The following is a 24,335-nucleotide window of genomic DNA, read 5'->3' as shown; positions in this document are numbered from 1 at the left end:
TGGGGCGACGTTCACGATGCCTGCGGGATTGCTCGTCCACGGCACGTCCTCAGCGCAGCGGCAACAACACCGACGGCCTCCGGTCCGTGACGTAGTTCAGGGGATTCACATAGTCCCGGTTCAAGCGAACCCCCCAGTGCAAACAGGAAGCGGCGCAGTGGCCGGGGACCGCGGTCTCCGGTCCGGCCAGCCGTCCCAGCACCTCACCTTCGGCCACCGCGTCCCCGGTGGATTTCTCCGCAAGCACCGGTTCAAAACTGGCCAGCAGTCCATCGCCAAGATCCACGGTCAGCACCGGACGGTTCACCACCCACCCCGTGAAGGACACGGTTCCGGCAGCCGGGCTGAGCACAGGTGTTCCGGGTGCTGCCGCCAGGTCCACGCCCCGGTGTCCGGCGAGCCACCGCTGCGGGGGTGCCTCAAAGGTGCGGAGCACCACCGGCTCGGGGGAGAGCGGCCAGCTCCACTCCGGTTCGTAGCTGCCGGCGGACGCCGTCCCTGCCCCGGGTGCTGCATTCGCACCGGTGCCTTCATTCCAGCCAACGGCGGGAACGGTCACGCCGAGGAACATGGCTGCCAATAGTCCCGCCCAGCCCAGCGGAAGCAGTCGGTGACGGCGCGCCCTGGGCGGGCGCGGCGTCGTCGGCTTCATGCGCCGGAGTCTGCGGTGAAGAGGGAGGTCCATGCCCGCAGTCTGTCCCTGTTCTTCCATGCGGATCTGTCCCCAAGCCGGGCTGTGGACAGTCCGAGCCCGCGGATGCCGCCGGCGGGGCTGGGGAGGACAAAAGCACCGTAGCGCTGGTGTATAGTTGACGAAGCAGTTTGCTGTGCCATGTTCCCTGCCCGCAGGGAGGATACCGCCTTGGTTTCACCGAAATCCGAGCGGCTTCCGGCACAGGATGCTGACTACGCGTGCCCCAATTATCCCGGCGATTCCTCGGAATTGCCGCGGGTGCCTTTCCATCGGTCCGGTAAGCCGGCAGGGGAGGCATGCTGAAGTTTCAGCTGATGGGCACCAGGAGCTTCGCCCGCCCGGGCGTACAGCTAAAAACCGTCAATTGGCAGCAGAGTCACTGTGCTTCGGCACGCCTACTGCTGCCGGAAGGAGTGACGACATGCCCGTCGTTACAATGCGCCAGCTGCTCGACAGCGGCGTCCACTTTGGACACCAGACCCGTCGCTGGAACCCGAAGATGAAGCGTTTCATCTTCACCGAGCGCAACGGCATCTACATCATCGACCTGCAGCAGTCGCTGTCCTACATCGACCGCGCCTACGAGTTCGTCAAGGCCACCGTTGCCCACGGCGGAACCGTACTGTTCGTCGGTACCAAGAAGCAGGCTCAGGAAGCCATCGCCGAGCAGGCCACCCGTGTTGGCCAGCCCTACGTGAACCAGCGTTGGCTCGGCGGTATGCTCACCAACTTCCAGACCGTTGCCAAGCGCATCCAGCGTCTGAAGGAACTCGAAGAAATCGACTTCGACGATGTTGCCGGTTCCGGCCACACCAAGAAGGAACTGCTGCTGCTGAAGCGCGAGCTCACCAAGCTGCAGACCAACCTCGGCGGCATCCGCAACCTGACCAAGGCTCCGTCCGTGGTCTGGATCGTGGACACCCAGAAGGAACACCTCGCCATTGACGAGGCCAAGAAGCTGAACATCCCGGTTGTCGCCATCCTGGACAGCAACTGCGATCCCGATGACGTCGACTTCCCGATCCCGGGCAACGACGACGCCATCCGCTCCGTCAACCTGCTGACCCGCGTTATCGCCGACGCCGTTGCTGAGGGCCTGATCGTCCGCCACAACAAGTCCGGCAACACGGAAGCACCGGCTGAGCCGCTTGCTGAGTGGGAGCGCGAACTCCTCGAAGGCGCAGCTGCCCCCGCCGCTGAAGCCGCTCCGGCAGAAGAAGCAGCTCCGGCTGCAGACGCTGAAGCTGCAGCCGAGGCTCCGGCCGAAGCTGCTGCCGAGGCACCCGCCGCGGACGCAACAGAGAAGTAAATAGAAGTTCCCGAATCACCGCAGCCACGCTGTGGTGATTTCGGGGTATCTGCTGGCGCGGCTGGCCGGAGTATTCCGGCCAGCCGCTCTGGCGGAATCTCACCAAAACTTATAACGGGAGGACTGGAGTCCAAATGGCGAACTACACCGCTGCTGATATCAAGGCTCTGCGCGAGCGCACAGGCGCCGGCATGATGGATGTGAAGAAGGCTCTCGACGAGGCCAACGGCGACGCCGAAAAGGCCATGGAGCTCATCCGCATCAAGGGCCTGAAGGGTGCCACCAAGCGCGAAGGCCGTTCCACGGCTGAAGGCCTGGTTGCCGCCAAGGTCATCGACGGCACCGTCGGCGTCATGGTTGAACTCAACTGCGAGACCGACTTCGTTGCCAAGTCCGCCAAGTTCATCGAACTGGCTGACAAGGTCCTGGCTGCTGCTGTGGAGTCGGCTGCCGCCGACGCCGAGACGCTGCTGGCCTACAACGTTGACGGCAAGCCGCTGTCCGAGGTTGTCATCGAAGAAGGCGCAATCCTGGGCGAGAAGGTTGTTGTCCGCCGGGTTGCACGCATCGAGGGCAAGACCGTCGACGCGTACCTGCACAAGACCTCCAAGGACCTTCCGGCCCAGGTTGGCGTTCTGTTTGCCGTTGACGGTGACAGCGACGAAGCCAAGACCGCTGCGCACGACATCGCCGTGCACACCGCTGCTTACGCTCCCACCTACCTCACCCGGGACGAAGTTCCGGCCGAGACGGTTGAGAACGAACGCCGCATTGCTGACGAGACCGCACGTGCCGAGGGCAAGCCCGAAGCCGCGCTGACCAAGATCGTTGAAGGCCGCCTGACCGGTTTCTTCAAGGAAATCGTCCTGCTGGACCAGCCGTTCGCCAAGGACGCCAAGAAGACCGTGGCAAAGGTGCTCGAAGAGGCCGGCACCACGCCGTCCGGCTTCGCCCGTTTCCGCGTAGGCGCCTAGCCCACAAGGCACTGGACCTGACGGATACGTCATCATGAACATTTGGGGTGGTCACCGAGGTGGCCACCCCTTTTGTCTGCCCAAAACAGATCTATACCCTTTAAACCAAGCACGTACTATGCCCCGGGAGGCACAATGGCCCACGTCCTGAAAGAATCCGATCTGGCGCGTCGACGCGTACTGCTCAAGCTCTCCGGTGAAGTCTTCGGCGGCGGGAAGCTCGGAGTGGACCCGGACACGGTGCGCGCAGTGGCCAAGCAGATTGCTGCGACCGTTGGCGAGGTGGAGGTTGCCATTGTGGTGGGCGGCGGAAACTTCTTCCGCGGTGCCGAGCTTTCCCAGAGCGGCATGGACCGCTCCCGGGCGGACTACATGGGCATGCTCGGCACGGTCATGAACTGCCTTGCGCTGCAGGACTTCCTGGAACAGGCGGGCGTTGAGACCCGCGTCCAGAGCGCCATCACCATGGGCCAGGTGGCCGAGGCCTACATTCCCCGGCGCGCCATCCGCCACTTGGAAAAGGGCCGCGTGGTCATCTTCGGCGCCGGCGCCGGCCTGCCGTACTTCTCCACCGACACCGTGGCTGCCCAGCGCGCCCTCGAGGTCCACGCCGACGAGGTGCTGATGGCGAAGAGCGGAGTTGACGGTGTCTACACCGCCGACCCCAACAAGGACTCCAGCGCCGTGCGCCTGGAAACCCTCACGTACGACGACGCCCTGCGCCAGGACATCCGCGTCATGGACCAGACGGCCATGACCATGTGCAAGGACAATGACCTGAACATGGTGGTCTTCGGCATGGAAGGCGAAGGAAACGTCACCCGCGCCATCCGCGGCGAGAAGATCGGCACCATCGTCTCGAACTAGGCGTACCGCCCTGGTGCCTGCCGGACTCGGTGGCTGCGGTGCCTGCGGGACCTGGAACGGCGGCAACGAAATCCCCTCGGCCGTGGACGGCCTCCGGGATTTAAAGCCGCCTTCCTCCAGGTCCCTGCGGCAACAATGTGCCACCATGGGCAGGGGATTTCCCTCCCACTGGTGAAAAGGTGCACCTCCCATGGCGATTGCTTCAGGTTCGGGCCTCAGGAGAGCATGGCTGGGGGCGGCGGTAGCCGTCGTTCTCTTTGTCGTTCTACGGATCAGCGGCGTGTTTACGGATGAACGGGTCTTCGCGGACCCAGGGACCGGCGGTGCCGTCCAACTCCTGTACGCGGCGGTTCTAGCCGCTTTTAGCGGCTGCCTGCTTCTTCTTGGCCACCGGGTCGGGCAGCGCTGGGCAGCGACTCGCGGCCTGCCCGGGTACTGGGCGGCCATGGGGCTCGGCATCCACCTGATGGGCTGGTGCTGCGTTGGCATCGTCGTCGGCGCCGCGTCAGCAACCGGTTCCCAGAACCAAGCTGCCTGGATCGCTGCGCTGCTTGTGCTGTTCGGTTCCGTAGCGGTGATTCTTACAGCGGTCGGCGGACTCCTCCGACTGCGATCAGCCTGAGGAGCCCCGTGCGCAGGGACCTGGAGGAAGGCGGCTTTATTATTCCGGAGGCCGTCCGCGGCCGAGGGAATATCGTTGCCGCCGATCCAGGTCCCGGAGACCTCCACCTCGCAAGCTCGGTGCAGGGAACCGAAGACCCTTTTGCGCCAAGAGGGTTCCCTCCACCTCGCAAGCTCGGTGCAGGGAACCCTGACCCTTTTGGCTTAGGATGAATAAGAGAGCCCAGCCACGCCTGCGTGGACATTTTTTGCGTGTTAGGAGACACCATGATCGAAGAAACCCTGGCCGAGGCCACCGACAAAATGGACAAGGCGGTGGAAGTAGCCAAAGAGGACTTCGCCACCATCCGCACCGGCCGTGCCACCCCGGCCCTCTTCTCCAAAGTCCTCGTGGACTACTACGGCTCTCCCACGCAGCTTCAGCAGCTGGCTTCCTTTGGAACCCCGGACGCACGCACTCTGCTGATCACGCCCTACGACGTTTCGGCCCTGCGGGCTATTGAGCGTGCCCTGAGCGACTCCGAGGTTGGTGCGAACCCTTCGAATGACGGCAAGGTTATCCGCGTCATCATGCCCGAACTGACGCAGGACCGCCGCAAGGAATACGTCAAGATCGTCAAGACTAAGGGCGAGGATGCCAAGATCTCGGTCCGCAACATCCGCCGCAAGGCCAAGGATGCGCTGGACCGGCTGGTCAAGGACGGCGAGATCGGCGAAGACGACGGAGCCCGGGCCGAAAAGGACCTGGACGCGCAGACCAAGGCTCACACTGACGCCATTGACGATCTGCTCAAGCGCAAGGAAGCCGAGCTGCTCGAGGTCTGATGAGGAACGACCTGCCTCCCAGCAAGGCTGGCGGTGCGTCCCTTGAGACTGATCCGGCAGCGAAGGCCACGGACATGAATGCTAGCGACGGAGCCGTGCCCGGCCGAAAGGGCGCAACGCCTCCCGGCGATTCCAGCGCGCCCGCGGCCTCGGGGGAGACCCCCGCTGGGAAGGAGTCCGACGCCGGCCGGGAGACTCCAGCCAGCCAGGAGACTGCCGCTGTCACGGACAACAGCGCTGCTAAGGGCTTCGACGATGCTTCGGACTCCGGCGCTGCTAAAGGCTCGGACGCTGCTGAGGGATCCAATGCCGCTAAGGAACCCAACGTGGGAACGGAGACCTCCGCGGTCAAGGAGCCTGACGCAGGGCAGGAGACTCCCGCTGCGAAGGCACCCGGAGCAGGCAAGGTGATCCGTGCCGGCAAGGCGCCCAAGCAGCCCAAGCAACCCAAGCAACCCAAGGCAGCCAAGCAGCCCAAGGCTCCGGCCAAGCCGTCAAAGGCGGGGCGGAATCTTCCCGCGGCCACCGCCGTCGGCGTGATCCTGCTGGGTGGCCTGCTTGCGGGACTGCTGTTCTTCCCCTTTGCCATCGTGGCCATCGCCACGGTGTTTGCCGCTGTTGGCGTGTGGGAAGTCAGCCGTGCCCTGGAAGTGCGCGGCATCAAGGTTCCCCTGGTGCCGGTTCTTGTCGGCACCGTTGCCCTGCCCTTTGCCGCGTACTTTGGCGGCAGCGAAACGCTGGCGTTTGCCCTTGTGGCAACGGTGGTGGCCATTCTGCTGTGGCGGGCCATCGACACTGCCGAGGACGCGGTCCGTAGCATCTTTGCCGGTATTTTTGTGGTGCTGTGGGTTCCCTTCCTGTTGAGCTTCGCGCTGCTGCTGCTGGGTGAACCCAACGGAAGCATCGGCGTTGCGGTGCTGCTGCTGCTGGTGGTGGCCAATGACACCTTCGGATACCTGGTGGGTGCCATCTTCGGGAAACATCCCATGGCACCCAAGATCAGCCCGAAAAAGTCCTGGGAGGGGTTCGCCGGTTCGGCGGCCGGCGCCACCGTGGTGGGCATCGTGGCGGCGCTCTTCTTCCTGGACCAGCCGTGGTGGTTTGGCCTTGTGCTTGCGGTTGCCACGGTTGCCGCAGCAACAGCCGGCGATTTCTCGGAGTCCATGATCAAACGGGAGCTGGGCGTGAAGGACATGTCCAATCTGCTGCCGGGCCACGGCGGCATCATGGACCGGCTGGACTCAGTGGTCTTTGCGTCGCCGGTGGTGTTCACGCTTTCCGTCCTGCTGGCGGGGGCCTAGCAGGTCCCGCCGGGCGGGGGGATGCTCCGGCAGCGGCTTGCCGCAGGCCCAACAAGCGGCAACGTACGATAATTACAGGTTTTCCAAACAGTCTCGGCACAAGCGGTACGACACCACAGAGGAACAGTTAAAACATGGACGAAGCGCGGCAGGCCAGCGCCCCTTTCGAGCGTGTGGGGCGTCGGGAATACGGCTACAACACGCGCCAGGTTGATGAGTTCCTGGCCAAGGCTCGGAGCTACTACAACGCCGAAAGCCCGTCCGCGAAGGCCATCACCAGCCGCAGCGTCCGGTCCATGGCGTTCGATCCGGCAAAGGCCGGGTATGAGCCTCAAGCCGTGGACGCCGCACTGGACCGGCTTGAAGATGTGTTTGCACAGCGTGAACGGGATCAGCTGATCCAGGACAAGGGCGAAGAAGCTTGGCTGCTGCAGATCGGCCGCACCTCGGCCGTTCTGCGCGCACGGTTGCACCGCAAGCCCGGAGAACGGTTCCGCAGGCCCAGCAAGCGCAAGGTGCCCAGCTACAACGTTGAGGACGTGGACGCGCTGTGCAACGAGCTGCTGGGCTACTTCGAAAACGACAAGCCGCTGAGCGTGGATGTTGTCCGCCGGGCGGTCTTCCGCGAAGCCAAGGGCGCCGACGGATATGAAGAAACCCAGGTGGATGCCTTCCTGGACCGCGTGGTCGAGCTTATGGCCTCTATCGACTAGTTGGTTCGCCGTCGTTCCGGGGTATGGAGCCGGGCCAGGATTTTAGCCGCACCGGCCGGAGCCAGGTCCGGCCGCAGCTTGGATACGGCAACCGTGACAGCGAACGCCGCGGGAACGGTCCATGCGGCCGGCTGTTCCAGCCATACCGGAACACTTCTTCCCATGGTGGCCAGCGCGCCGCCGGCCACCATGGCGCCGCCGCACAGCATCGCCCCCGTGAGCATGCCGGAAACCGCGCCGGGGGAGGTGAGACCGCGCCACCAGATGCCGAGCACCAGCAGCGGGCACAGAGTGGACGCGGTGAACGCGAACACCATGCCCACGCTGCCGGCCAGCGCCTGGGAGCTGGTCAGCAGCGCCAGGCCCAGGGGCACGACGGCGGCCAGGACGGCCGATAGCCGGAACCCGCCCACACTGCCGCGGAAGAACTGCTGGCTGACCACCCCGGCGAGGGAAACCACCAGCCCGCTGGTCGTAGACAGGAATGCTGCGAACGCCCCGGCCGTCACCAGGGCTGAGAGCAGGTCGCCCAGCGCTCCGTCAAAGACCCGGCCGGGAAGCAGCAGCACCGTTGAATCCGCGCCTCCCGCGGCCAGTTCAGGCGTGTAGATCCGGCCCAGGACGCCGTAGATGATCGGAAAGATGTAGAACAGCGACAGCAGCCCCAGCACGATCAGGGTGGTTCGCCGCGCCGACGGCCCATCCGGGTTTGTGTAGAAGCGCACCAGTACGTGCGGCAGGCCGAGGGTTCCGCACAGCAGCGCAATGCTCAGCGAGATGTTCCGGTACAGCGAGGCGTTGGTCTCCGGATTCAGGGCGGCCGCAAAAACGGCGCCGCCGTCGGTCCACGGCAGGCCGTCGGAGGACAGCCGAAAGAGGACAAAAAGCACCGGCACGGCAATGGCCACCAGCTTCAGCCAGTACTGGAAGGCCTGCACGAACGTAATGGACCTCATGCCACCCGTGACCACGCTCAGGCACACCACCACCACCACGGCCACCGACCCCACCCAGCCCGGGAGCCCGGTGGTGATGCGGATGGTCAGCGCCGCCCCGTGCAGCTGCGGAACGATGTACAGCCAGCCGACGGCGATCACCAGCAGGCTGGTGATCCGCCGGGCGGCCAGCGATCCCAGCCGGGCCTGCGCAAAGTCTGGAATGGTGTAGGCGCCTGACCGGCGCAGCGGTGCCGCGACAAAGAGCAGCAGCATGAGATAGCCGGCCGTGTAGCCGATGGGAAACCAGAGCGCGTCCACGCCGGACACCAGGATCAGTCCGGCAACACCCAGGAAGCTGGCTGCGGACAGGTATTCGCCGCCGATGGCCGAGGCATTCCACCACGGACGCACGGTCCGGGACGCCACGTAAAAGTCCCCGGTGGTGCGGGAAATACGCAGACCGTAGACGCCGATGAGCAGCGTTGCTGCGGTGACCGCGGCCAGGGCGGCGTAACCGGTCACCGGGTTCATGCCGGAACTCCTTGGTGCCTAGGCATCGTCCATCAGATCCAGGAAACGCTGTTCGTTGCGGGCGGCGCTGCGCACGTACAGGACGCCGCAGATGATGACGAGCGGATACACACCTGCCCCGAGCAGGATCCAAGGCGCCGGGACGGTGAAGACGGTGAGGTCGGCAATCACCGGCAGGAAGGCCAGGAGCACCGGCACCCCCAGCAGGATCAGCAGGAATCCGCCGGCGACCACCAGGGCCAGGCGCAGCTGCGAACGGATCAGGGAGCCAATGAACAGCTCGCCGACTTCGGTCTGCTCATCCAGCTCCCGTGACACCGTGTTGGAATCCGCCGACGCCGGTGAGGAACGCGGTGCGGTGACCCGGACCCGCTGCCGCTGCACGGGAGCGATGGGCGGAGGGTGCGGAGGTTCCGTCTCCGCACTCATGCGCGGGGCCGGACCCGGCTGGCGGAGAGCGTGCTCCGGACCCCGGGCAGGTGCCGCCGGCTCACCGGCAGCTCCGCCGAGCCCACAGTGATGCTGGCGTGGCCTCCGGACACCCGAACCTGCCGGATGTGCGTGCGGGACACCAGGTATGAGCGGTGGATACGGACAAAACCGGCCTCCGCCCACTGCTCCTCCAGGTCCGCAAGCGGAACCCGGATCAGGTAGGAGGACTCGGCGGTGTGCAGCCGGGCGTAGTCGCCCTGGGCCTGCACATAGCGGATATCGTCGCGGCGGATCAGCAGGGTGGTCCCGCCCTGGGCCACGCTGACGACGTCGCCGTCACCGGCCGCTTCGGCGGCGATGTCGCAGATGCGCCGGACCGATTCGGCCAGCCGCTCCGGACGGACGGGCTTGAGCAGATAGTCCACGGCGGCGAGGTCGAACGCCGCCAGCGCCTGTTCTTCGTCGGCGGTCACGAACACCACGGCGGGCGGACGCTCCCTCCCGGACAGGACGCGGGCTATGTCCAGGCCGGACAGTGCCGGCATGTGGATGTCCAGGAACACCGCGTCCACCGCGTTGTTTTCGATGGCGTTCAGTGCCTGCACGCCGCTGGAGGCGCGGTGCACGTCCCCTACCCGGGAGTCCCGGCCCAGCAGGAACGCCAGTTCGTTAACCGCCGGCAGCTCGTCGTCGACAACAAGCACTGAGATCTGCCGGGAAGGCGCTTTAGCTGGTGCGGACATGTGAAACAGGTTACAAGACTCAGAGGCGGTGATCCGGTTGCGACTTGGGTATGCGCAGGGTGATGAGGGTGCCGGCGCCCGGCGCCGTGTCAATGACCAGGCCGAAGTCATCGCCGTACACCTGGCGCAGCCTGACATCCACGTTCCGCAGGCCGACGTGGTCACCGTCGGCATGGCCGGCCAGCACGGCCCGCAGATATTCCGGGTCCATGCCCGAGCCATTGTCTTCGACGGTGATCACCGCCTGCGCTCCGGCGTCGGAGGCGGTGATGGTGAGGTGGCCCTCGCCGTCGGTGGCCTCCAGTCCGTGCCGGACCGAGTTCTCCACCAGCGGCTGCAGCGAAAGAAATGGAATCACGGTGCCCAGGACTTCCGGGCCGATCTGCAGGCTGATCTTCAGGCGGTCCCCGAAACGCGCCCGCTCCAGCAGCAGGTACCGGTCGATGGCCTGCAGTTCCTCGGCCACCGTGGTGAAGTTGCCGCTGCGGCGGAAGGTGTAGCGGGTGAAGTCCGCGAACTCGACCACCAGCTCCCGTGCCCGCACCGGATCGGTGGTGATGTAGGAGGCAATCGCGTTGAGCGAGTTGTAGATGAAGTGCGGGCTGATCTGCGCCCGCAGGGCCCGGACCTCGGCCTCCATCAGCATGGTCCGGGAGGTGTCCAGCTCGGCCAGTTCCACTTGGGCGGCCACCCAGGCGGCAACGTCATTGGCCGCACGGACCAGCCCGGCGCTGACCGAGGGAGTGAATACGGCGAGCGTGCCCACCGTCTGGCGGTTCACCTGCAGCGGGCACACCAGCAGCTGCCGGCCGCCGTCGTCGATCCCCAGCGAACGCAGGGAGGCACCACGGAAAACCTTGGTCCGCCCGCTGTCCAGCACCGTCCGGGATGCCTCGAGCAGCCGGGCGCGTGCTTCGGGAGTGTCCGGCAGGGAACCTTCCCAGGCGAGCACGGCGGCGGCGTCGGCCAGGACCAGGGTGTCGCAGCCGAGCAGGGCGCGCAGGTGGCGCCCCGCCTTGGCGGCGCCGGAGGGGGTGAGACCCGCGCGGAGGTGGCGGGATGCAAGGCTGGCTGTGTGGAGGGCCGAGTACACGGCCCGCTCCCGGTCCGATCCCAGATCCCGCTGTGACCGGATCAGGCGGTGGCCAAGGGCCGCCACCAGGGCCACGGTGAGGACCGCGACGGCGCAGACCACGGCTATGTCGACGGCAGGGCTGAACATTCCCCCACCCTAGCGGCAGCGGACGACGCCGGCCCCTCAGCGCCCGCCATCGGTGCTGCCGGAACCGTTCACCGCAGGGGAATGACCGTTTGGCGAGGCGCGGCCGCTGAAACTGGTGCCGCAGGCGGCGCCCGTAGCAAGGTGATGGGGATCACAGTTTGTGCGTGTGTGGTGCCCGAATCCGGCTAATCCGGCAAACGGCAGGCAGCGCCGTGCGGACATGCCCCAACTCAAGGAGGAGCGATGGCTAAAAATCATCCCCGAGGATCCGGCGCCCACGCCGCGCCGGTCGACTTCACGGAAGTCCAAAAATCACCCGAACTGCAGGAGCTGCGCAAGCGCCAGCGGAGCTTCATCTTTCCCATGGCAGTGGTCTTCCTGCTGTGGTACTTCGCCTACGTCCTGCTGGCGGATTATGCGCACGACTTCATGTCCACCCCGGTCTGGGGGAACATCAACGTCGGGTTGATCCTGGGCCTACTCCAGTTTGTCAGCACCTTCGGCATCACCATGTGGTATGTCAGCTACGCCAACCGCCGGATGGATCCCATCGCGGCAGGCCTGCGCGAAAAACTTGAGGCCAAGGGCGTCAGCCGTCCGGAGGAGACCAAATGAACACGCTGAACATTGCGGCCCAGACCATCAGTGCCGACGCCGTCAAGGAAACCGGCTGGCTGAACATGCTCATCTTCGGCCTGTTCGTGGCGGTGACCCTGGTGGTCGTTCTGCGGGCCAGCCGCAACAACAAAACCGCGGCTGACTACTACGCCGCAGGCCGGTCCTTCACCGGACCGCAGAACGGAACGGCCATCGCCGGCGACTACCTGTCGGCGGCATCCTTCCTGGGCATCGTCGGTGCCATCGCCATCAACGGCTACGACGGCTTCCTCTACTCCATCGGCTTCCTGGTGGCCTGGCTCGTGGCACTGCTGCTGGTGGCGGAAATGCTGCGCAACACCGGCAAGTTCACCATGGCCGATGTCCTCTCCTTCCGGCTCAAGCAGCGCCCGGTGCGGATCGCCGCGGCGATTACCACGCTGGCCGTTTGTTTCTTCTACCTGCTGGCCCAGATGGCCGGTGCCGGCGGACTGGTTTCCCTGCTGATGGGCATCGATTCCAAGATTGGCCAGTCACTGGTCATCACCGTCGTCGGCGGCCTGATGATCATCTACGTACTCATCGGCGGCATGAAGGGCACCACCTGGGTGCAGATCATCAAGGCCTGCCTGCTCATCGCCGGCGCGGCCATCATGACGGTCTGGGTCCTTGCCCTGCACGACTTCAACCTGTCGGAGCTGCTGGGTGCAGCCGTTGAAACGTCGGGCAACCCCGAGCTCCTGAATCCGGGCCTGCAGTACGGCAAGAGCGGCACCACCCGTCTGGACTTCGTGTCCCTGGGCATGGCGCTGGTGCTGGGCACCGCGGCACTGCCGCACGTGCTGATGCGCTTCTACACCGTGCCCACCGCCAAGGAAGCCCGCCGTTCCGTGGTCTGGGCCATTTGGCTGATCGGCCTGTTCTACCTCTTCACCCTGGTCCTGGGTTACGGCGCCGCTGCACTGATTCCGGCGGAAACGATCGCCTCAGCTCCGGGCGGCGTGAACTCCGCGGCTCCGCTGCTGGCCTTCGCCCTCGGCGGGCCGGTCCTGCTGGGACTGATCGCGGCCGTGGCATTCGCGACCATCCTGGCCGTGGTGGCCGGACTGACCATCACTGCCGCCGCATCGTTCGCCCATGACATCTACGCGAACGTGATCCGCAAGGGCAAGGTGGACGCCGACGGCGAGGTCAAGGTGGCCCGACGCACCGTCATCGTGATCGGTATCGTGTCCATCCTCGGCGGCATCGGCGCGCAGGGCCAGAACGTGGCGTTCCTGGTGGCACTGGCCTTCGCCGTTGCAGCCAGCGCCAACCTGCCCACCATCCTGTACTCGCTGTACTGGCGCCGCTTCAACACCCAGGGCGCCATCTGGAGCATGTACGGCGGCCTCGGTTCGGCCATCCTGCTGATCATCCTGTCCCCGGTCTTCTCCGGGGCCGAGACGTCCATGGTGTCCGGCATCGACATCTCCATCTTCCCGCTGAACAACCCGGGCCTGGTCTCCATCCCGCTGGCGTTCTTCCTGGGCTGGCTGGGAACCGTGGTCGGCAAGGACGACGAATCCCCGCAGAAGCAGGCGGAGATGGAAGTCCGTTCACTGACCGGCGTCGGCGCCGAGAAGGCAGTGGACCACTAGCTTCACCGCACCACCGGTCCTCACTTGGGCCGGACAGGCAGGGCCCCGCACCTCGGTGCGGGGCCCTGCCTGCGTTGCGGGGAACGTTCCGGATGCAAGGACTGTGTCCGGGCCGCGGGGGAGTGTGTCAGCTTCCGGCGCGGTCCGCGGGGCCGTTTCCGGGATTCTCCCGCTCGAGCAGCGGCGCCACCCGGAAGGGGATGAGTTCACCCATGGCCAGGTTGGTGTCGCAGCGTTCGACGCCGGGGATTGCCAGGATGGTCTTGTTGATCCGGAAGAGGTCCTCTGCGTCGGCGGCGACCACGCGCAGCAGGATGTCCGCGGTGCCGGTCAGCCCGTGGGCCTCCACCACCTCGGGGACCTGTGCCAGCTGCGCGGTAATCTCGGCCAGCTGCTGCTGCTGGACGTGGACGTGCACAAAAGCCATCAGCGGATATCCCAGGGCCGCCGGGCTGATCCTGCGCTCGAAGGACAGGAACACCGACTTCTTTTCCAGCTGCGCGAGCCTGGCCTGCACCGTGTTGCGCGAAATGCCCAGAACAGCGGCCAGCGCCACCACGGTGCGCCGCGGATCCTTCGCGAGGGCAAGCAGAAGCCGGGTGTCGGTGCTGTCCAGGAGAGGCATAGTGCGAAAGATTAGCACGGCCTGATCTTCGATTGCAGGGCACAATGCTCAATGATCTCCGCTGTGGTTGTGCCGCCTGCTGAGTGTGAGTAGGGTCACAGGTATCCGGGCAACGGCGCTCGGGCATCGGTTCGGTCCCGCCATCCCTGGGGCCCAACACGGAAGGATGCGTACCGACGTGTCTCTGCATACTCCTGTTCGACCCCCTCACGACGCCGGCGCCACCGCTGCCGGCCCCTACGTCCAGCTGGTCCGTCCCGACGGTTCCCGCGTGGCATCCTCCTACGACCACTGGGTGGACGACGTCGACCCGGACCAATTGCGCAGCCTCTACGAGGACATGGTGGTGATCCGCCGGATCGACACCGAGGCCACCGCGCTGCAGCGCCAGGGACAGCTCGGCCTGTGGCCGCCGCTGCTGGGCCAGGAAGCCGCGCAGATCGGCTCCGCCCGCACCCTGCGGCCCAGCGACTTTGTCTTCGGCAGCTACCGGGAAAACGGCGTGGCCTGGTGCCGCGGCGTCGATCCCGAGTCCCTGATGCGGGTCTGGCGCGGCAACGCGGCGGCCGGCTGGGACCCCTTCACCGTTAATATGGCTCCCACCCAGGTCATCATCGGCGCCCAGGCACTGCACGCCGCCGGCTACGGCATGGGTGTGGTCGCTGACGGAACCGACGACGCCGTCATCACCTACTTTGGCGACGGCGCCACCAGCCAGGGCGACGTGAATGAGGCCATGGTCTTCGCCGCCAGCTTCCACACGCCCGTCATTTTCTTCTGCTCCAACAACCAGTGGGCCATCTCCGAGCCCGTGGGCCTGCAGGCGCAGGTGCCCATTGCCAACCGCGCACCGGGCTTCGGCATCCCCTCGGTGCGGGTGGACGGCAATGACGTCCTCGCCGTGATGGCGGTGACCCGTGAAGCCTTGGACCGGGCCCGCAGCGGGGGAGGCCCGAGCTTCATCGAAGCAGTGACCTACCGCATGGGGCCGCACACCACCGCGGATGATCCCACCCGCTACCGCGACGCCGCCGAACTGGAGGAGTGGCGCGCCAAGGACCCGATCAGCCGGGTGGAAGCCCTGCTGCGCGCCGAGGGCCTGTTCACCGACGAGTTTGCCGAAGCCGTCACCGCCCGTGCCAATGCCGTTGCCGCGGAACTGCGTGCCTCCTGCATCGGCATGGAACCGCCGGCCGCGCTGGACGTTTTTGCCCACGTGTACGCCGAGCCGAACTCCTGGCTGGAGAACCAGCGCGACGAATACTCCCGGTACCTGGCCGTGTACGGCACCGAAGAGGACGAGCCACACCCGGTCCATGTGCACGGAACCGATCCCGTGGGCTCCGAAGAAGAGGGAAACACCCCATGAGCACCATGACGTTTGGCCGCGCCATCAACGCCGGACTCCGCGCCGCCATGGACGCGGACCCCAAGGTTGTCCTGATGGGTGAGGACATTGGAACTCTCGGCGGAGTCTTCCGCATCACCGATGGGCTGAAAAAGGATTTCGGCGCCTCCCGCGTGATTGATACCCCGCTGGCCGAATCAGGAATCATGGGCACCGCCGTCGGGCTGGCCTTCCGCGGGTACCGGCCGGTGGTGGAGATCCAGTTTGACGGGTTCATTTATCCCGCCTTTGACCAGATTGTGTGCCAGGTTGCCAAGATGCACTACCGCACCCGCGGCGCGGTCAACATGCCGCTGACCATCCGGGTGCCCTTCGGCGGCGGCATCGGATCGCCGGAACACCACTCGGAGTCACCGGAGGCGTACTTCACGCACACCTCGGGGCTGCGCGTGGTGAGCGTGTCCAACCCCCAGGACGCGTACACGATGATCCAGCAGGCCATCGCCAGCAATGACCCCGTCCTGTACTTCGAACCCAAGCGGCGCTACCACGTCAAGGGCGAGGTGCAGGAGGCACTGGACGGCGCACTGCCGCTGGGGCAGGCGCGCGTGGTCACCGAAGGAACCGACGTCACCCTCGTGACGTACGGGCCGCTGGTCATGACCGCCGTCGACGCCGCGATTGCCGCGTCGGATGAGGGCGTGTCCGTTGAAGTGATCGACCTGCGCTCGCTGTCGCCGGTGGACTTTGCCACCGTGGAAGCGTCGGTGCGCAAGACCGGGCGCCTGGTCATCACGCACGAAGCCGGCAAATCCGGCGGTGTGGGCGCCGAAATTTCAGCATCCATCACGGAACGCTGCTTTGACTATCTGGAGCACGCCCCAGTGCGCGTCACCGGTTTTGACGTTCCGTATCCGTCCTCCAAACTCGAACATCATCACCTTCCGGACCTGGACCGGATGCTCGACGGCGTGGACCGCGCCCTGCGCCGGCCCAACTCCCTCAGCAGCTCACCGGTTGCGCACGGCGCTGCCGCCCTGGAAGGAGCGGCTCTATGATCCGCGAATTCCGCCTTCCGGACCTTGGTGAGGGCCTGACCGAGTCCGAGATTGTCAGCTGGCATGTGGCGGTGGGGGACAAGGTCACCCTGAACCAGGTCATCGCCGAGGTGGAAACCGCCAAAGCGGTGGTGGAACTGCCGTCGCCGTATGAGGGAATCGTGTCCGCGCTCCACGAAGTGGCCGGCACCGTGGTGGAAGTCGGCGCGCCCATCGTGTCCTTTGACGTGGGCGGCGGCCCGGGTCCGGCTGCCCCGGCGCCGGGTCAAACGGCAACGGGCGGTACCGCGGCAGGCCTTGCTCCCGCCCGGCCCGCCGGCGAACCCCTTAAGCGCACACCCAACCTGGTGGGCTATGGGGCGGTTCCGGAGAAAACCGGGCGCCCGGCCCGGCGCCGCTGGCTCACCGGGGACCAGCCGCCTGCGCCGGATGCCGCTGCTCCGCCGGCTCCAGCACCTGCTCCAGCCCCCGCACCGGCTCCCACACCGGCTCCGGCGCCGGTTGCTCCGGCTCCCGTGCCTGCCCCGGTCGCTCCCGCTCCACCTGTTCCGCCCGCTTCGGCCGGACCGCAGGATGCCCCGGCCGGAAGCCGTCCGCAGGAACGCCCGCGGTCCACGCCGCCGGTCCGGAAACTGGCCAGGGACCTCGGAATCCAGCTGGAGCACGTTCAGGGATCCGGCCCCGACGGGCTGATCGTCCGGTCCGACGTCACCGCAGCCGCGGAAGCGGCAGGGCAGGTTTCGGCCCTGGAACAGTCGCCGCCGCCGTCGGGTACGTTCCCGGTGCCACCACCGGCGGTGCCTTCGCCTGCGGCAGGCGGACAGAGTGTCCGCGAGGAGCGGATTCCGATCGCCGGAATGCGCAAGCACACGGCCGCCGCCATGGTAGCCAGCGCGTTTACCGCGCCGCATGTGACGGTGTTCCTGACCGTGGACGTCACCGCCTCCACCGAATTGCTGTTGCGCCTGCGGCAGAAGCCGGAGTTTGAGGGCGTGAAGCTCACGCCGCTGACGCTCGCCGCCAAGGCCGCGTGCCTGGCTCTGGGGAAGCATCCGACGCTGAATTCGCGCTGGGATGAGGCCGCACGGGAGATCATCCAGTACCGCTACGTGAACCTTGGCATTGCCGCGGCCACTCCGCGGGGGTTGATGGTTCCCAATATCAAGGACGCCAACACTCTGGGGCTTCGGGATTTGGCCGCTGCGCTGGGAACCCTGACGCAAACCGCAAGGGCCGGCAAGACCACTCCGGCGGACCTGGCGGGCGGGACCTTCTCGATTTCGAACGTGGGCGTTTTCGGTGTTGATGCCGGTACGCCCATCCTGAATCCCGGTGAAGCGGCAATCCTCGCGCTGGGCGCCGTCCGGGAACAGCCCTGGGCCTTTGAGGGTGCTGTTGCGCTGCGAAAGGTCATGACGCTGAGCCTGTCCTTCGACCACCGGCTGGTGGACGGCGAGCAGGGCGCCCGGTTCCTCAGCGACGTTGGGGCAGTCCTGGCAGAACCGGCAATGGCGCTGACCCTGATGTAACCCCTGCCCCGCAGACCTAGTGTCGGCGCGAAATGGCAGAAGGTGCGCTTCCCAGCTCTGGGAAGCGCACCTTCTGCCATTTCGCGGGTCCGGCCCGCCGGATGTAGTGCTTGCTAGGCCAGCTCGAGCTCGAGTTCACGCACAACGGCTCCGCGGGCATTGGCGAAGCCCTGCGTCTCGCCGATCACGGTGAAACCATATTTCTCCAGGATGGCAATGGAGCTGGCGTTATCGGCCACGGCCCGTGCCCGGATGGGGCGCTCGGAGAATTCCTGCAGGAACTGTCCCACGGCGGCCGTGGTGATGCCCCGGCCCCAGCGGGCGGTGTCCACCCAGTAGCTGATCTCCGGGACCCCGCCTTCGCGGTAAGCCATGATGCTGCCCACCACGTCACCGTCGGCCACGATGGTGCGCACCGTGATGGTGGGGTCATTGAGGATGTTCTGCCAGTGGTGATCAAACACACCGCGGTCAGAGGGGTTTTTGGCGGCAAAGCCAGCCATATGGTTGGCGCTTGGATCCAGCTGATGGGAAAAGAATTCATCCAGATCGGCGGGAACTACGGCACGAAGCTCAATCACAGCAGGTCTTTCTGCTCGAGGGGTTTGATTCAGACTACTAGGCATTCAGGGCGGCCCAAGCCATTGTCTCGAGGAGCGACCGCAGCCGTGCCGTCTCCCTGGCCTTCATTTTTCCGTGCAGCGTATGGGACGTGGAGTTGATGAGCCCAAAGACGGCCTGCGCCCGGTGCCGCAGCAGCGGCAGCCCGCAGTCCGGGTGCAGGGCGGAAAGGGCGTCAACCCACACCTCCACGTACTGGCGCTGCAGAGTCCGGACCTTGTGTTCGTCATCGGGCGGGAGGCTGCTGAAGTCCCGGTCCTGGACCCGGATGACGTTGGCCTGGCGCAGGGCGAAGTCCACATGGAACTCCACGAGTCCGCGGAGGGCGGCGTCAGCAGTTGCCGACTCGGCGACCACGGCGTTACCGCCGGCAAGGAGGTCCTCGCTCACGCCGACCAGGAGGGCTGATAATACGGCCGGCTTGCCGCTGAAGTGCCGGTACACGGCAGGTCCGCTGACACCCGAAGCCGCACCGAGCTCTTCAATGGAGACCCCGTTGTACCCGCGTTCGGCGAAAAGGGCGGCGGCGGCGTCGAGCATGGCGGCGCGCCGGGATGCCTTGGCCAGGCTGCGGCCGGTGGCGTGTGCGGGCGGCGCGGGCCTTTTGAGCGGGGCTGCTGGTGCTTCCTCTTTCGCTGCGTCCATGCCAACCTTTCCGGCAGTTTTTAATTCACGAGCAGCTTCCATTGTGGTGGACAGCTGAGTTAATAACCAATAACCTGTTTTGAGTTAGCGGTTATTAACTGAGAGCCGGTCCTCCGGAACCTGAGGCAGCCCGCTGAGAGAGAGACGTCAATGGAGACCCTTGTAACCCGGCTGGACCCAGCTTCCCCGGAGTTTGCCAGCAACGCCGCAGCCCAGCAGCAATTGGCGGCGGACCTGCGCAAGCGCCTGGCCGACGCCGCGCTGGGCGGACCCGAACGGTCCAGGGAGCGGCACACCGCCCGGGGAAAGCTGCTGCCGCGCGACCGCGTGGACCGGCTGCTGGACGAAGGCAGCCCCTTCCTGGAGATATCGCCGCTTGCCGCCAACGGCATGTACGACGACGAGTGCCCCGGAGCCGGCCTGATCGCGGGGATCGGCTTGGTCCAGGGCCGGCAGGTGATGGTGCTGTCCAATGACGCCACCGTCAAGGGCGGCACCTACTATCCGATGACCGTCAAGAAGCACCTGAGGGCACAAGAAATCGCGCTGGAAAACCGGTTGCCTTGCATCTACCTGGTGGATTCCGGCGGCGCGTTCCTGCCCCGGCAGGACGACGTGTTTCCGGACCGCGAGCATTTTGGCCGCATCTTTTTCAACCAGGCGCAGATGTCAGCGCGGAAGATTCCGCAGATCGCCGCCGTGCTCGGGTCCTGCACCGCCGGCGGTGCCTACGTGCCGGCCATGAGCGATGAAACCGTCATTGTGCGCAACCAGGGCACCATCTTCCTGGGCGGCCCGCCGCTGGTGAAGGCTGCCATTGGCGAAATTGTCACCGCTGAGGAACTCGGCGGCGGGGACCTGCATTCGCGCATCAGCGGCGTCACCGACCACCTGGCCGACAACGACGCCCACGCCCTGGAAATTGTGCGCAGCATCGTGGAGACCTTCCCCGGGCAGGACCCGGCCTGGGAAGTGCTGCCCGGCCGGCCGCCGTCGTACTCCGGGGATGAAATTTACGGCGCCGTGCCCGCTGACCTGCAGACACCGTATGACGTGCGCGAACTGATCGCCCGGCTGGTGGACGGCAGTGAATTCTCCGAGTTCAAGAAGGAATACGGCGCCACCCTGGTGACCGGCTTCGCCCGGCTGCACGGGCACCGGGTGGGGATCGTGGCGAACAACGGCGTCCTGTTCAGCGAGTCCGCGCTCAAGGGCGCGCACTTCATCCAGCTGTGCGACCAGCGCGGCATCCCGCTGATTTTCCTGCAGAACATCTCCGGCTTCATGGTCGGCCGGGACTACGAGGCCGGCGGCATCGCCAAGAACGGCGCCAAGATGGTCACCGCCGTCGCCACCGCCCGGGTTCCGAAGCTGACAGTGGTGGTGGGCGGATCCTTCGGGGCCGGCAACTACTCCATGTGCGGCCGCGCTTACAGTCCGCGGTTCCTCTGGATGTGGCCGGCGGCGAGAATTTCCGTTATGGGCGGTGCCCAGGCCTCCTCGGTCCTGGCCACGGTGAAGCGGGACCAGCTCGAAGCTCGCGGTGAGCAGTGGGGCGCCGAAGACGAAGAGACCTTCAAGGCACCCATCCGCGAGACGTATGAGACCCAGGGCAGCCCGTACTATTCCACGGCCCGGCTGTGGGATGACGGCGTCATTGACCCGGCGGACACCCGCACCGTCCTGGGCCTGGCCCTGGACGTGTGCGCCAACGCCCCGCTGCCGGAGACCTCCTTCGGCCTGTTCCGGATGTGAGCGGACATGACCAACGCACTTTTTGACACCGTCCTCGTGGCCAACCGCGGCGAAATTGCCTGCCGGATCATTGCCACCCTGCGCCGGCTGGGCATCCGCTCCGCGGCCGTCTACAGCGACGACGACGCCGGCGCCCGGCACGTGCGCGAGGCCGACGTTGCCGTCCGGCTCGGTCCGGCCGCCCCGCGGGAAAGCTACCTCAACGTGGAGGCCGTCCTGGCCGCCTGCCGGGCCACCGGAGCCCAGGCTGTGCATCCCGGCTACGGGTTCCTCAGCGAAAGCGCCGATTTCGCCCGGGCGCTGGAAGCCGCCGGGATTGTCTTCATTGGCCCCGGGGTGAATGCCCTCGACGTGATGGGGGACAAGATCCGCTCCAAGAACCACGTCTCATCCCACGGAGTGCCCGTGGTGCCCGGCATTGCCGAGCCAGGCCTGAGCGACGGGCAGCTGATAGCGGCGGCCGCGGATATCGGGTTTCCGCTGTTGATCAAGCCATCGGCCGGCGGCGGCGGAAAGGGCATGCATGCGGTGGAGAGGGCAGAGGACCTGCCGGCCGTGCTGCCGACAGCCCGCCGGGTTGCCGCGTCAGCTTTCGGTGATGACACCCTGTTCCTGGAACGGCTGATCAGCGTGCCCCGGCACATTGAGGTGCAGATCCTGGCCGATACGCACGGCAACGTGATCCACCTGGGGGAGCGCGAGTGTTCCCTGCAGCGCCGCCACCAGAAGGTCATCGAGGAGGCACCGTCCATGCTGCTGGACGGGACCACCCGGGCCCGGATCGGCGAAGCTGCCTGCGAAGCGGCCCGGTCGGTGGACTACACGGGCGCCGGAACGGTGGAGTTCCTCGTCTCCGACGCCTCGCCCGGCGAGTTCTTCTTCATGGAAATGAACACCCGGCTGCAGGTGGAGCATCCGGTAACGGAAATGGTCACCGGGCTGGACCTGGTGGAGGAACAGATCCGCATCGCGGCCGGAGAAAAGCTGCAGCTGGCCCAGGCCGATGTCCGGCTGACCGGTCACGCCGTGGAGGCCCGCGTGTATGCCGAGAACCCGGCACGGGACTTCCTGCCCACCTCCGGCCGGGTCCATTCACTGCGTGAGCCAGCGGGGGAGGGGATCCGCGTGGATTCTTCCCTGCTGGAGGGTTTGACGGTGTCCTCGAGCTACGATCCGATGCTGGCCAAGGTCATCGCCTGGGGCCCGGACCGGGAAACGGCACTGGACCGGCTGGACGCTGCCCTGGCGCAGACCCTGATCCTGGGCATTGGAACCAACACCGAGTACCTGCGCCTGCTGATCAACGATCCGGACGTGAGGGCCGGGCGGCTGGACACCACCATGATTGAGCGCAAGCTGCCCGGGCTTCAGTTCCGCAGCCCCTCGGAACCGGAACTGGCGGCTGCGGCGCTGGTGCAGGCGGCGGCCTTGGCTGCGCCTGGCACGTCCCGGACCGCGGAGCGCTCGCCCTGGCGGCGCGCTGACGGCTGGCGGATGGGTGCCCGGCAGCCGCTCACCCTTACCTTTGCCGCTGCCTCCCCGGGGGCCGACGACGACGTCGCCACCCTGAGCGGAACCGCGTCCGACACCCTTCTCAGCATCAATGGAGGGCCGCAGCGCCGCGCATCACTGCGGCGGGACGGGGACCGCGCCCTGGTGACGCTCGACGGCGTGATGCATCCGGTCACCCTGGCGGTGGCGCCCGGGCCAACGGGGGACACCGCCGGGGCGGCCGGCGGCACGGTGTGGGTTGCCGATGGAGGATATGCCGCGGAGCTGCGGCTGCGGACCCGGGCCGAGCTGCTGGCCGCGGAACGCGCCGCGGCCGGGCGGGCTGCCGGCGCCGCGGACCCGGTGCTGCGCTCGCCGATGCCCGGTACCGTGACCGCCGTGGCAGTGGCCGACGGCGAGCGGGTCACCGCGGGCCAGCCGCTGCTGAGCGTGGAGGCCATGAAGATGGAACACCAGCTCACCGCTCCCGTCAGCGGCACGGTGTCAATGAACCTGAGGCCCGGTGACCTGGTCAAGGCCGAGCAGGTGCTGGCCGTGGTCACCCCCGACACGGAACGGGGCACCACGGACGCTGAACCCGTCACTGCAGCAGTTAGCAGCACCGGACCGATCACTCAGTAAACCTGAACAACGCCTTCCCAAAGGAGCAGGACATGCCGGACTTTGAACTCAGCGAGGACTACCAGGACCTGGTGGATACGGTCCGTGACTTCGCGGACACCGTGGTTGCCCCGGTCTCAGCGCAGCACGACGAGGAGCACAGCTTCCCCTACAAGGTGGTGGCACAGATGGGGGAGATGGGGCTGTTCGGGCTGCCCTTCCCGGAGGAATACGGCGGCATGGGCGGAGACTACTTCGCCCTGGCGCTGGCCCTGGAACAGCTTGCCCGGGTGGACCAGTCCGTGGCGATCACCCTGGAGGCCGGGGTCTCGCTCGGGGCCATGCCGCTGTACCGGTTCGGCACCGAGGAACAGAAGCAGCAGTGGCTGCCGATGCTCGCCTCCGGTGAGGCGCTCGCCGGCTTCGGCCTGACCGAAAGCGAGGCCGGATCCGACGCCGGCGGCACCCGCACCAACGCCCACCGGGACAACGGGGAGTGGGTCATCAACGGGACCAAGGAATTCATCACCAATTCCGGCACCGACATCACCCGCCTGGTCACCGTCACGGCGGTCACCGGCAGCACCGAAATTCCGGACGGCAGCGGCGGCACCAAGGTCAAGAAGCAGATCTCCACCATCCTGGTGCCCACCGACACGGCGGGCTTCACCGCCGAAAAGGCCTACAACAAGGTGGGCTGGAACGCCTCGGACACGCATCCGCTGACCTTGGACAACGTCCGGGTACCGGAGGCGAACCTGCTCGGCGCCGAGGGCCGCGGGTTTGCCAACTTCCTGCAGATCCTGGACGAGGGGCGCATCGCGATTGCCGCGCTGGCCACGGGCGCCGCGCAGGGATGCGTGGAGGAGGCGCTGCGCTACGCCAAGGAGCGGCAGGCCTTCGGCGCGGCCATCGGCACCAACCAGGCCATTTCCTTCAAGATCGCCCGCATGCAGACCCGGGCCCACACCGCCCGGCTGGCCTATTATGACGCAGCGGCCCGGATGCTGGCCGGCAAGCCGTTCAAGACGCAGGCCGCCATGGCCAAGCTGGTGGCTGGCGAGGCGGCGATGGACAACGCCCGCGACGCGACACAGATTTTCGGCGGTTACGGCTTCATCAACGAGTTCCGGGTGGCCCGCCACTACCGCGACTCCAAGATCCTCGAAGTGGGCGAGGGCACCACCGAAGTCCAGCTGATGCTCATTGCCCGCGAACTGGGGCTCTAGGATAGG

Annotated in this window: 23 protein-coding genes; 15 read left to right on the top strand and 8 right to left on the bottom strand. The window is 66.4% G+C overall.

Annotation, left to right across the window (positions count from 1 at the left end; all coding sequences use genetic code 11):
• Positions 1-49: 49 nt before the first annotated feature.
• Positions 50-652 (bottom strand): M23 family metallopeptidase, encoded by a 603-nt coding sequence (locus AAE021_RS09905; protein WP_342022175.1) that lies wholly within the window; start codon positions 650-652, stop codon positions 50-52.
• Positions 653-1,115: 463 nt separating this feature from the next.
• On the opposite strand from AAE021_RS09905, the gene rpsB reads away from it, so the two are divergent.
• The 7 genes from rpsB (at position 1,116) to AAE021_RS09870 (ending at position 7,304) form a co-directional block, all read left to right on the top strand.
• Complete coding sequence (gene rpsB / locus AAE021_RS09900) at positions 1,116-2,003, top strand: 30S ribosomal protein S2 (protein ID WP_342022174.1); 888 nt, start codon at positions 1,116-1,118, stop codon at positions 2,001-2,003.
• 134 nt (positions 2,004-2,137) lie between these two features.
• On the top strand, positions 2,138-2,977 hold the full coding sequence (gene tsf, locus AAE021_RS09895; protein WP_342022173.1) for a translation elongation factor Ts: 840 nt from the start codon (positions 2,138-2,140) through the stop codon (positions 2,975-2,977).
• Positions 2,978-3,112: 135 nt separating this feature from the next.
• Complete coding sequence (pyrH, locus tag AAE021_RS09890; RefSeq protein ID WP_342022172.1) at positions 3,113-3,844, top strand: UMP kinase; 732 nt, start codon at positions 3,113-3,115, stop codon at positions 3,842-3,844.
• Between the two features lie 190 nt (positions 3,845-4,034).
• Positions 4,035-4,466: a hypothetical protein gene (locus AAE021_RS09885; protein WP_342022171.1), complete on the top strand. Its 432-nt coding sequence runs from the start codon at positions 4,035-4,037 to the stop codon at positions 4,464-4,466.
• 266 nt (positions 4,467-4,732) lie between these two features.
• Entirely contained in the window at positions 4,733-5,290 is a 558-nt protein-coding gene (gene frr / locus AAE021_RS09880) for a ribosome recycling factor (protein WP_342022170.1), read from the top strand.
• Positions 5,291-5,697: 407 nt separating this feature from the next.
• Positions 5,698-6,591 carry a phosphatidate cytidylyltransferase gene (locus tag AAE021_RS09875; RefSeq protein ID WP_425362475.1) on the top strand — a complete coding sequence of 298 codons (894 nt, stop codon included), beginning with the start codon at positions 5,698-5,700 and terminating at the stop codon, positions 6,589-6,591.
• 134 nt (positions 6,592-6,725) lie between these two features.
• A complete protein-coding gene (locus AAE021_RS09870) occupies positions 6,726-7,304 on the top strand; it encodes a DivIVA domain-containing protein (protein WP_342022169.1) in 579 nt (192 codons plus the stop codon).
• On the opposite strand, the gene AAE021_RS09865 is transcribed toward AAE021_RS09870, so the two are convergent.
• Genes AAE021_RS09865 through AAE021_RS09850 form a run of 4 tightly spaced genes read right to left on the bottom strand, consistent with a single transcriptional unit; the run spans position 7,301 to position 11,170 of the window.
• On the bottom strand, positions 7,301-8,773 hold the full coding sequence (locus AAE021_RS09865; RefSeq protein WP_342022168.1) for a cation acetate symporter: 1,473 nt from the start codon (positions 8,771-8,773) through the stop codon (positions 7,301-7,303). The two genes, AAE021_RS09870 and AAE021_RS09865, sit on opposite strands and share 4 nt — an antisense overlap.
• Before the next feature lie 18 nt (positions 8,774-8,791).
• On the bottom strand, positions 8,792-9,202 hold the full coding sequence (locus tag AAE021_RS09860; RefSeq protein ID WP_342022167.1) for a hypothetical protein: 411 nt from the start codon (positions 9,200-9,202) through the stop codon (positions 8,792-8,794).
• A complete protein-coding gene (locus tag AAE021_RS09855; RefSeq protein WP_342022165.1) occupies positions 9,199-9,948 on the bottom strand; it encodes a LytTR family DNA-binding domain-containing protein in 750 nt (249 codons plus the stop codon). The genes AAE021_RS09860 and AAE021_RS09855 overlap by 4 nt, the downstream gene beginning before the upstream one ends.
• 19 nt (positions 9,949-9,967) lie before the next feature.
• Positions 9,968-11,170, bottom strand: a complete 1,203-nt coding sequence (locus AAE021_RS09850; RefSeq protein WP_342022164.1) for a sensor histidine kinase — start codon at positions 11,168-11,170, stop codon at positions 9,968-9,970.
• 243 nt (positions 11,171-11,413) lie between these two features.
• Between AAE021_RS09850 and AAE021_RS09845 the strand changes: the two genes are divergently transcribed.
• Both AAE021_RS09845 and AAE021_RS09840 read left to right on the top strand, forming a co-directional pair.
• Positions 11,414-11,785 (top strand): DUF485 domain-containing protein, encoded by a 372-nt coding sequence (locus AAE021_RS09845; protein WP_342022163.1) that lies wholly within the window; start codon positions 11,414-11,416, stop codon positions 11,783-11,785.
• Positions 11,782-13,407: a cation acetate symporter gene (locus tag AAE021_RS09840; protein WP_342022162.1), complete on the top strand. Its 1,626-nt coding sequence runs from the start codon at positions 11,782-11,784 to the stop codon at positions 13,405-13,407. Before AAE021_RS09845 ends, AAE021_RS09840 begins: the two co-directional genes overlap by 4 nt.
• A gap of 127 nt (positions 13,408-13,534) precedes the next feature.
• On the opposite strand, the gene AAE021_RS09835 is transcribed toward AAE021_RS09840, so the two are convergent.
• Positions 13,535-14,032: an Lrp/AsnC family transcriptional regulator gene (locus AAE021_RS09835; protein ID WP_342022161.1), complete on the bottom strand. Its 498-nt coding sequence runs from the start codon at positions 14,030-14,032 to the stop codon at positions 13,535-13,537.
• 166 nt (positions 14,033-14,198) lie between these two features.
• On the opposite strand from AAE021_RS09835, the gene pdhA reads away from it, so the two are divergent.
• From pdhA to AAE021_RS09820, 3 genes are read left to right on the top strand one after another with little or no spacing between them, the layout of a single operon-like run.
• The gene (gene pdhA / locus AAE021_RS09830; RefSeq protein ID WP_425362384.1) at positions 14,199-15,401 is read left to right on the top strand and encodes a pyruvate dehydrogenase (acetyl-transferring) E1 component subunit alpha; all 1,203 of its coding nucleotides are present in this window, start codon (positions 14,199-14,201) and stop codon (positions 15,399-15,401) included.
• Positions 15,398-16,438, top strand: a complete 1,041-nt coding sequence (locus AAE021_RS09825) for an alpha-ketoacid dehydrogenase subunit beta (RefSeq protein ID WP_342022160.1) — start codon at positions 15,398-15,400, stop codon at positions 16,436-16,438. The genes pdhA and AAE021_RS09825 overlap by 4 nt, the downstream gene beginning before the upstream one ends.
• On the top strand, positions 16,435-17,967 hold the full coding sequence (locus AAE021_RS09820; protein WP_342022159.1) for a dihydrolipoamide acetyltransferase family protein: 1,533 nt from the start codon (positions 16,435-16,437) through the stop codon (positions 17,965-17,967). Before AAE021_RS09825 ends, AAE021_RS09820 begins: the two co-directional genes overlap by 4 nt.
• A gap of 113 nt (positions 17,968-18,080) precedes the next feature.
• Here AAE021_RS09820 and AAE021_RS09815 read toward each other — a convergent pair whose 3' ends face one another.
• Positions 18,081-18,548, bottom strand: a complete 468-nt coding sequence (locus tag AAE021_RS09815; protein WP_342022158.1) for a GNAT family N-acetyltransferase — start codon at positions 18,546-18,548, stop codon at positions 18,081-18,083.
• Between the two features lie 37 nt (positions 18,549-18,585).
• Entirely contained in the window at positions 18,586-19,233 is a 648-nt protein-coding gene (locus AAE021_RS09810; protein WP_342022157.1) for a TetR/AcrR family transcriptional regulator, read from the bottom strand.
• A 150-nt stretch (positions 19,234-19,383) separates the two neighbouring features.
• Here AAE021_RS09810 and AAE021_RS09805 point away from each other — a divergent pair, with 150 nt between their 5' ends.
• The 3 genes from AAE021_RS09805 to AAE021_RS09795 are packed head-to-tail and all read left to right on the top strand — an operon-like array spanning position 19,384 to position 24,329.
• On the top strand, positions 19,384-20,988 hold the full coding sequence (locus AAE021_RS09805; protein WP_342022156.1) for a carboxyl transferase domain-containing protein: 1,605 nt from the start codon (positions 19,384-19,386) through the stop codon (positions 20,986-20,988).
• Between the two features lie 6 nt (positions 20,989-20,994).
• Positions 20,995-23,121 (top strand): biotin carboxylase N-terminal domain-containing protein, encoded by a 2,127-nt coding sequence (locus AAE021_RS09800; protein ID WP_342022155.1) that lies wholly within the window; start codon positions 20,995-20,997, stop codon positions 23,119-23,121.
• A gap of 32 nt (positions 23,122-23,153) precedes the next feature.
• Positions 23,154-24,329: an acyl-CoA dehydrogenase family protein gene (locus tag AAE021_RS09795; protein WP_342022154.1), complete on the top strand. Its 1,176-nt coding sequence runs from the start codon at positions 23,154-23,156 to the stop codon at positions 24,327-24,329.
• Positions 24,330-24,335: the final 6 nt, after the last annotated feature.

This window comes from Arthrobacter citreus, from assembly GCF_038405225.1.
Lineage (GTDB): Bacteria > Actinomycetota > Actinomycetes > Actinomycetales > Micrococcaceae > Arthrobacter_B > Arthrobacter_B citreus_A.
This window is presented reverse-complemented; position numbering and strand designations above follow the sequence as displayed.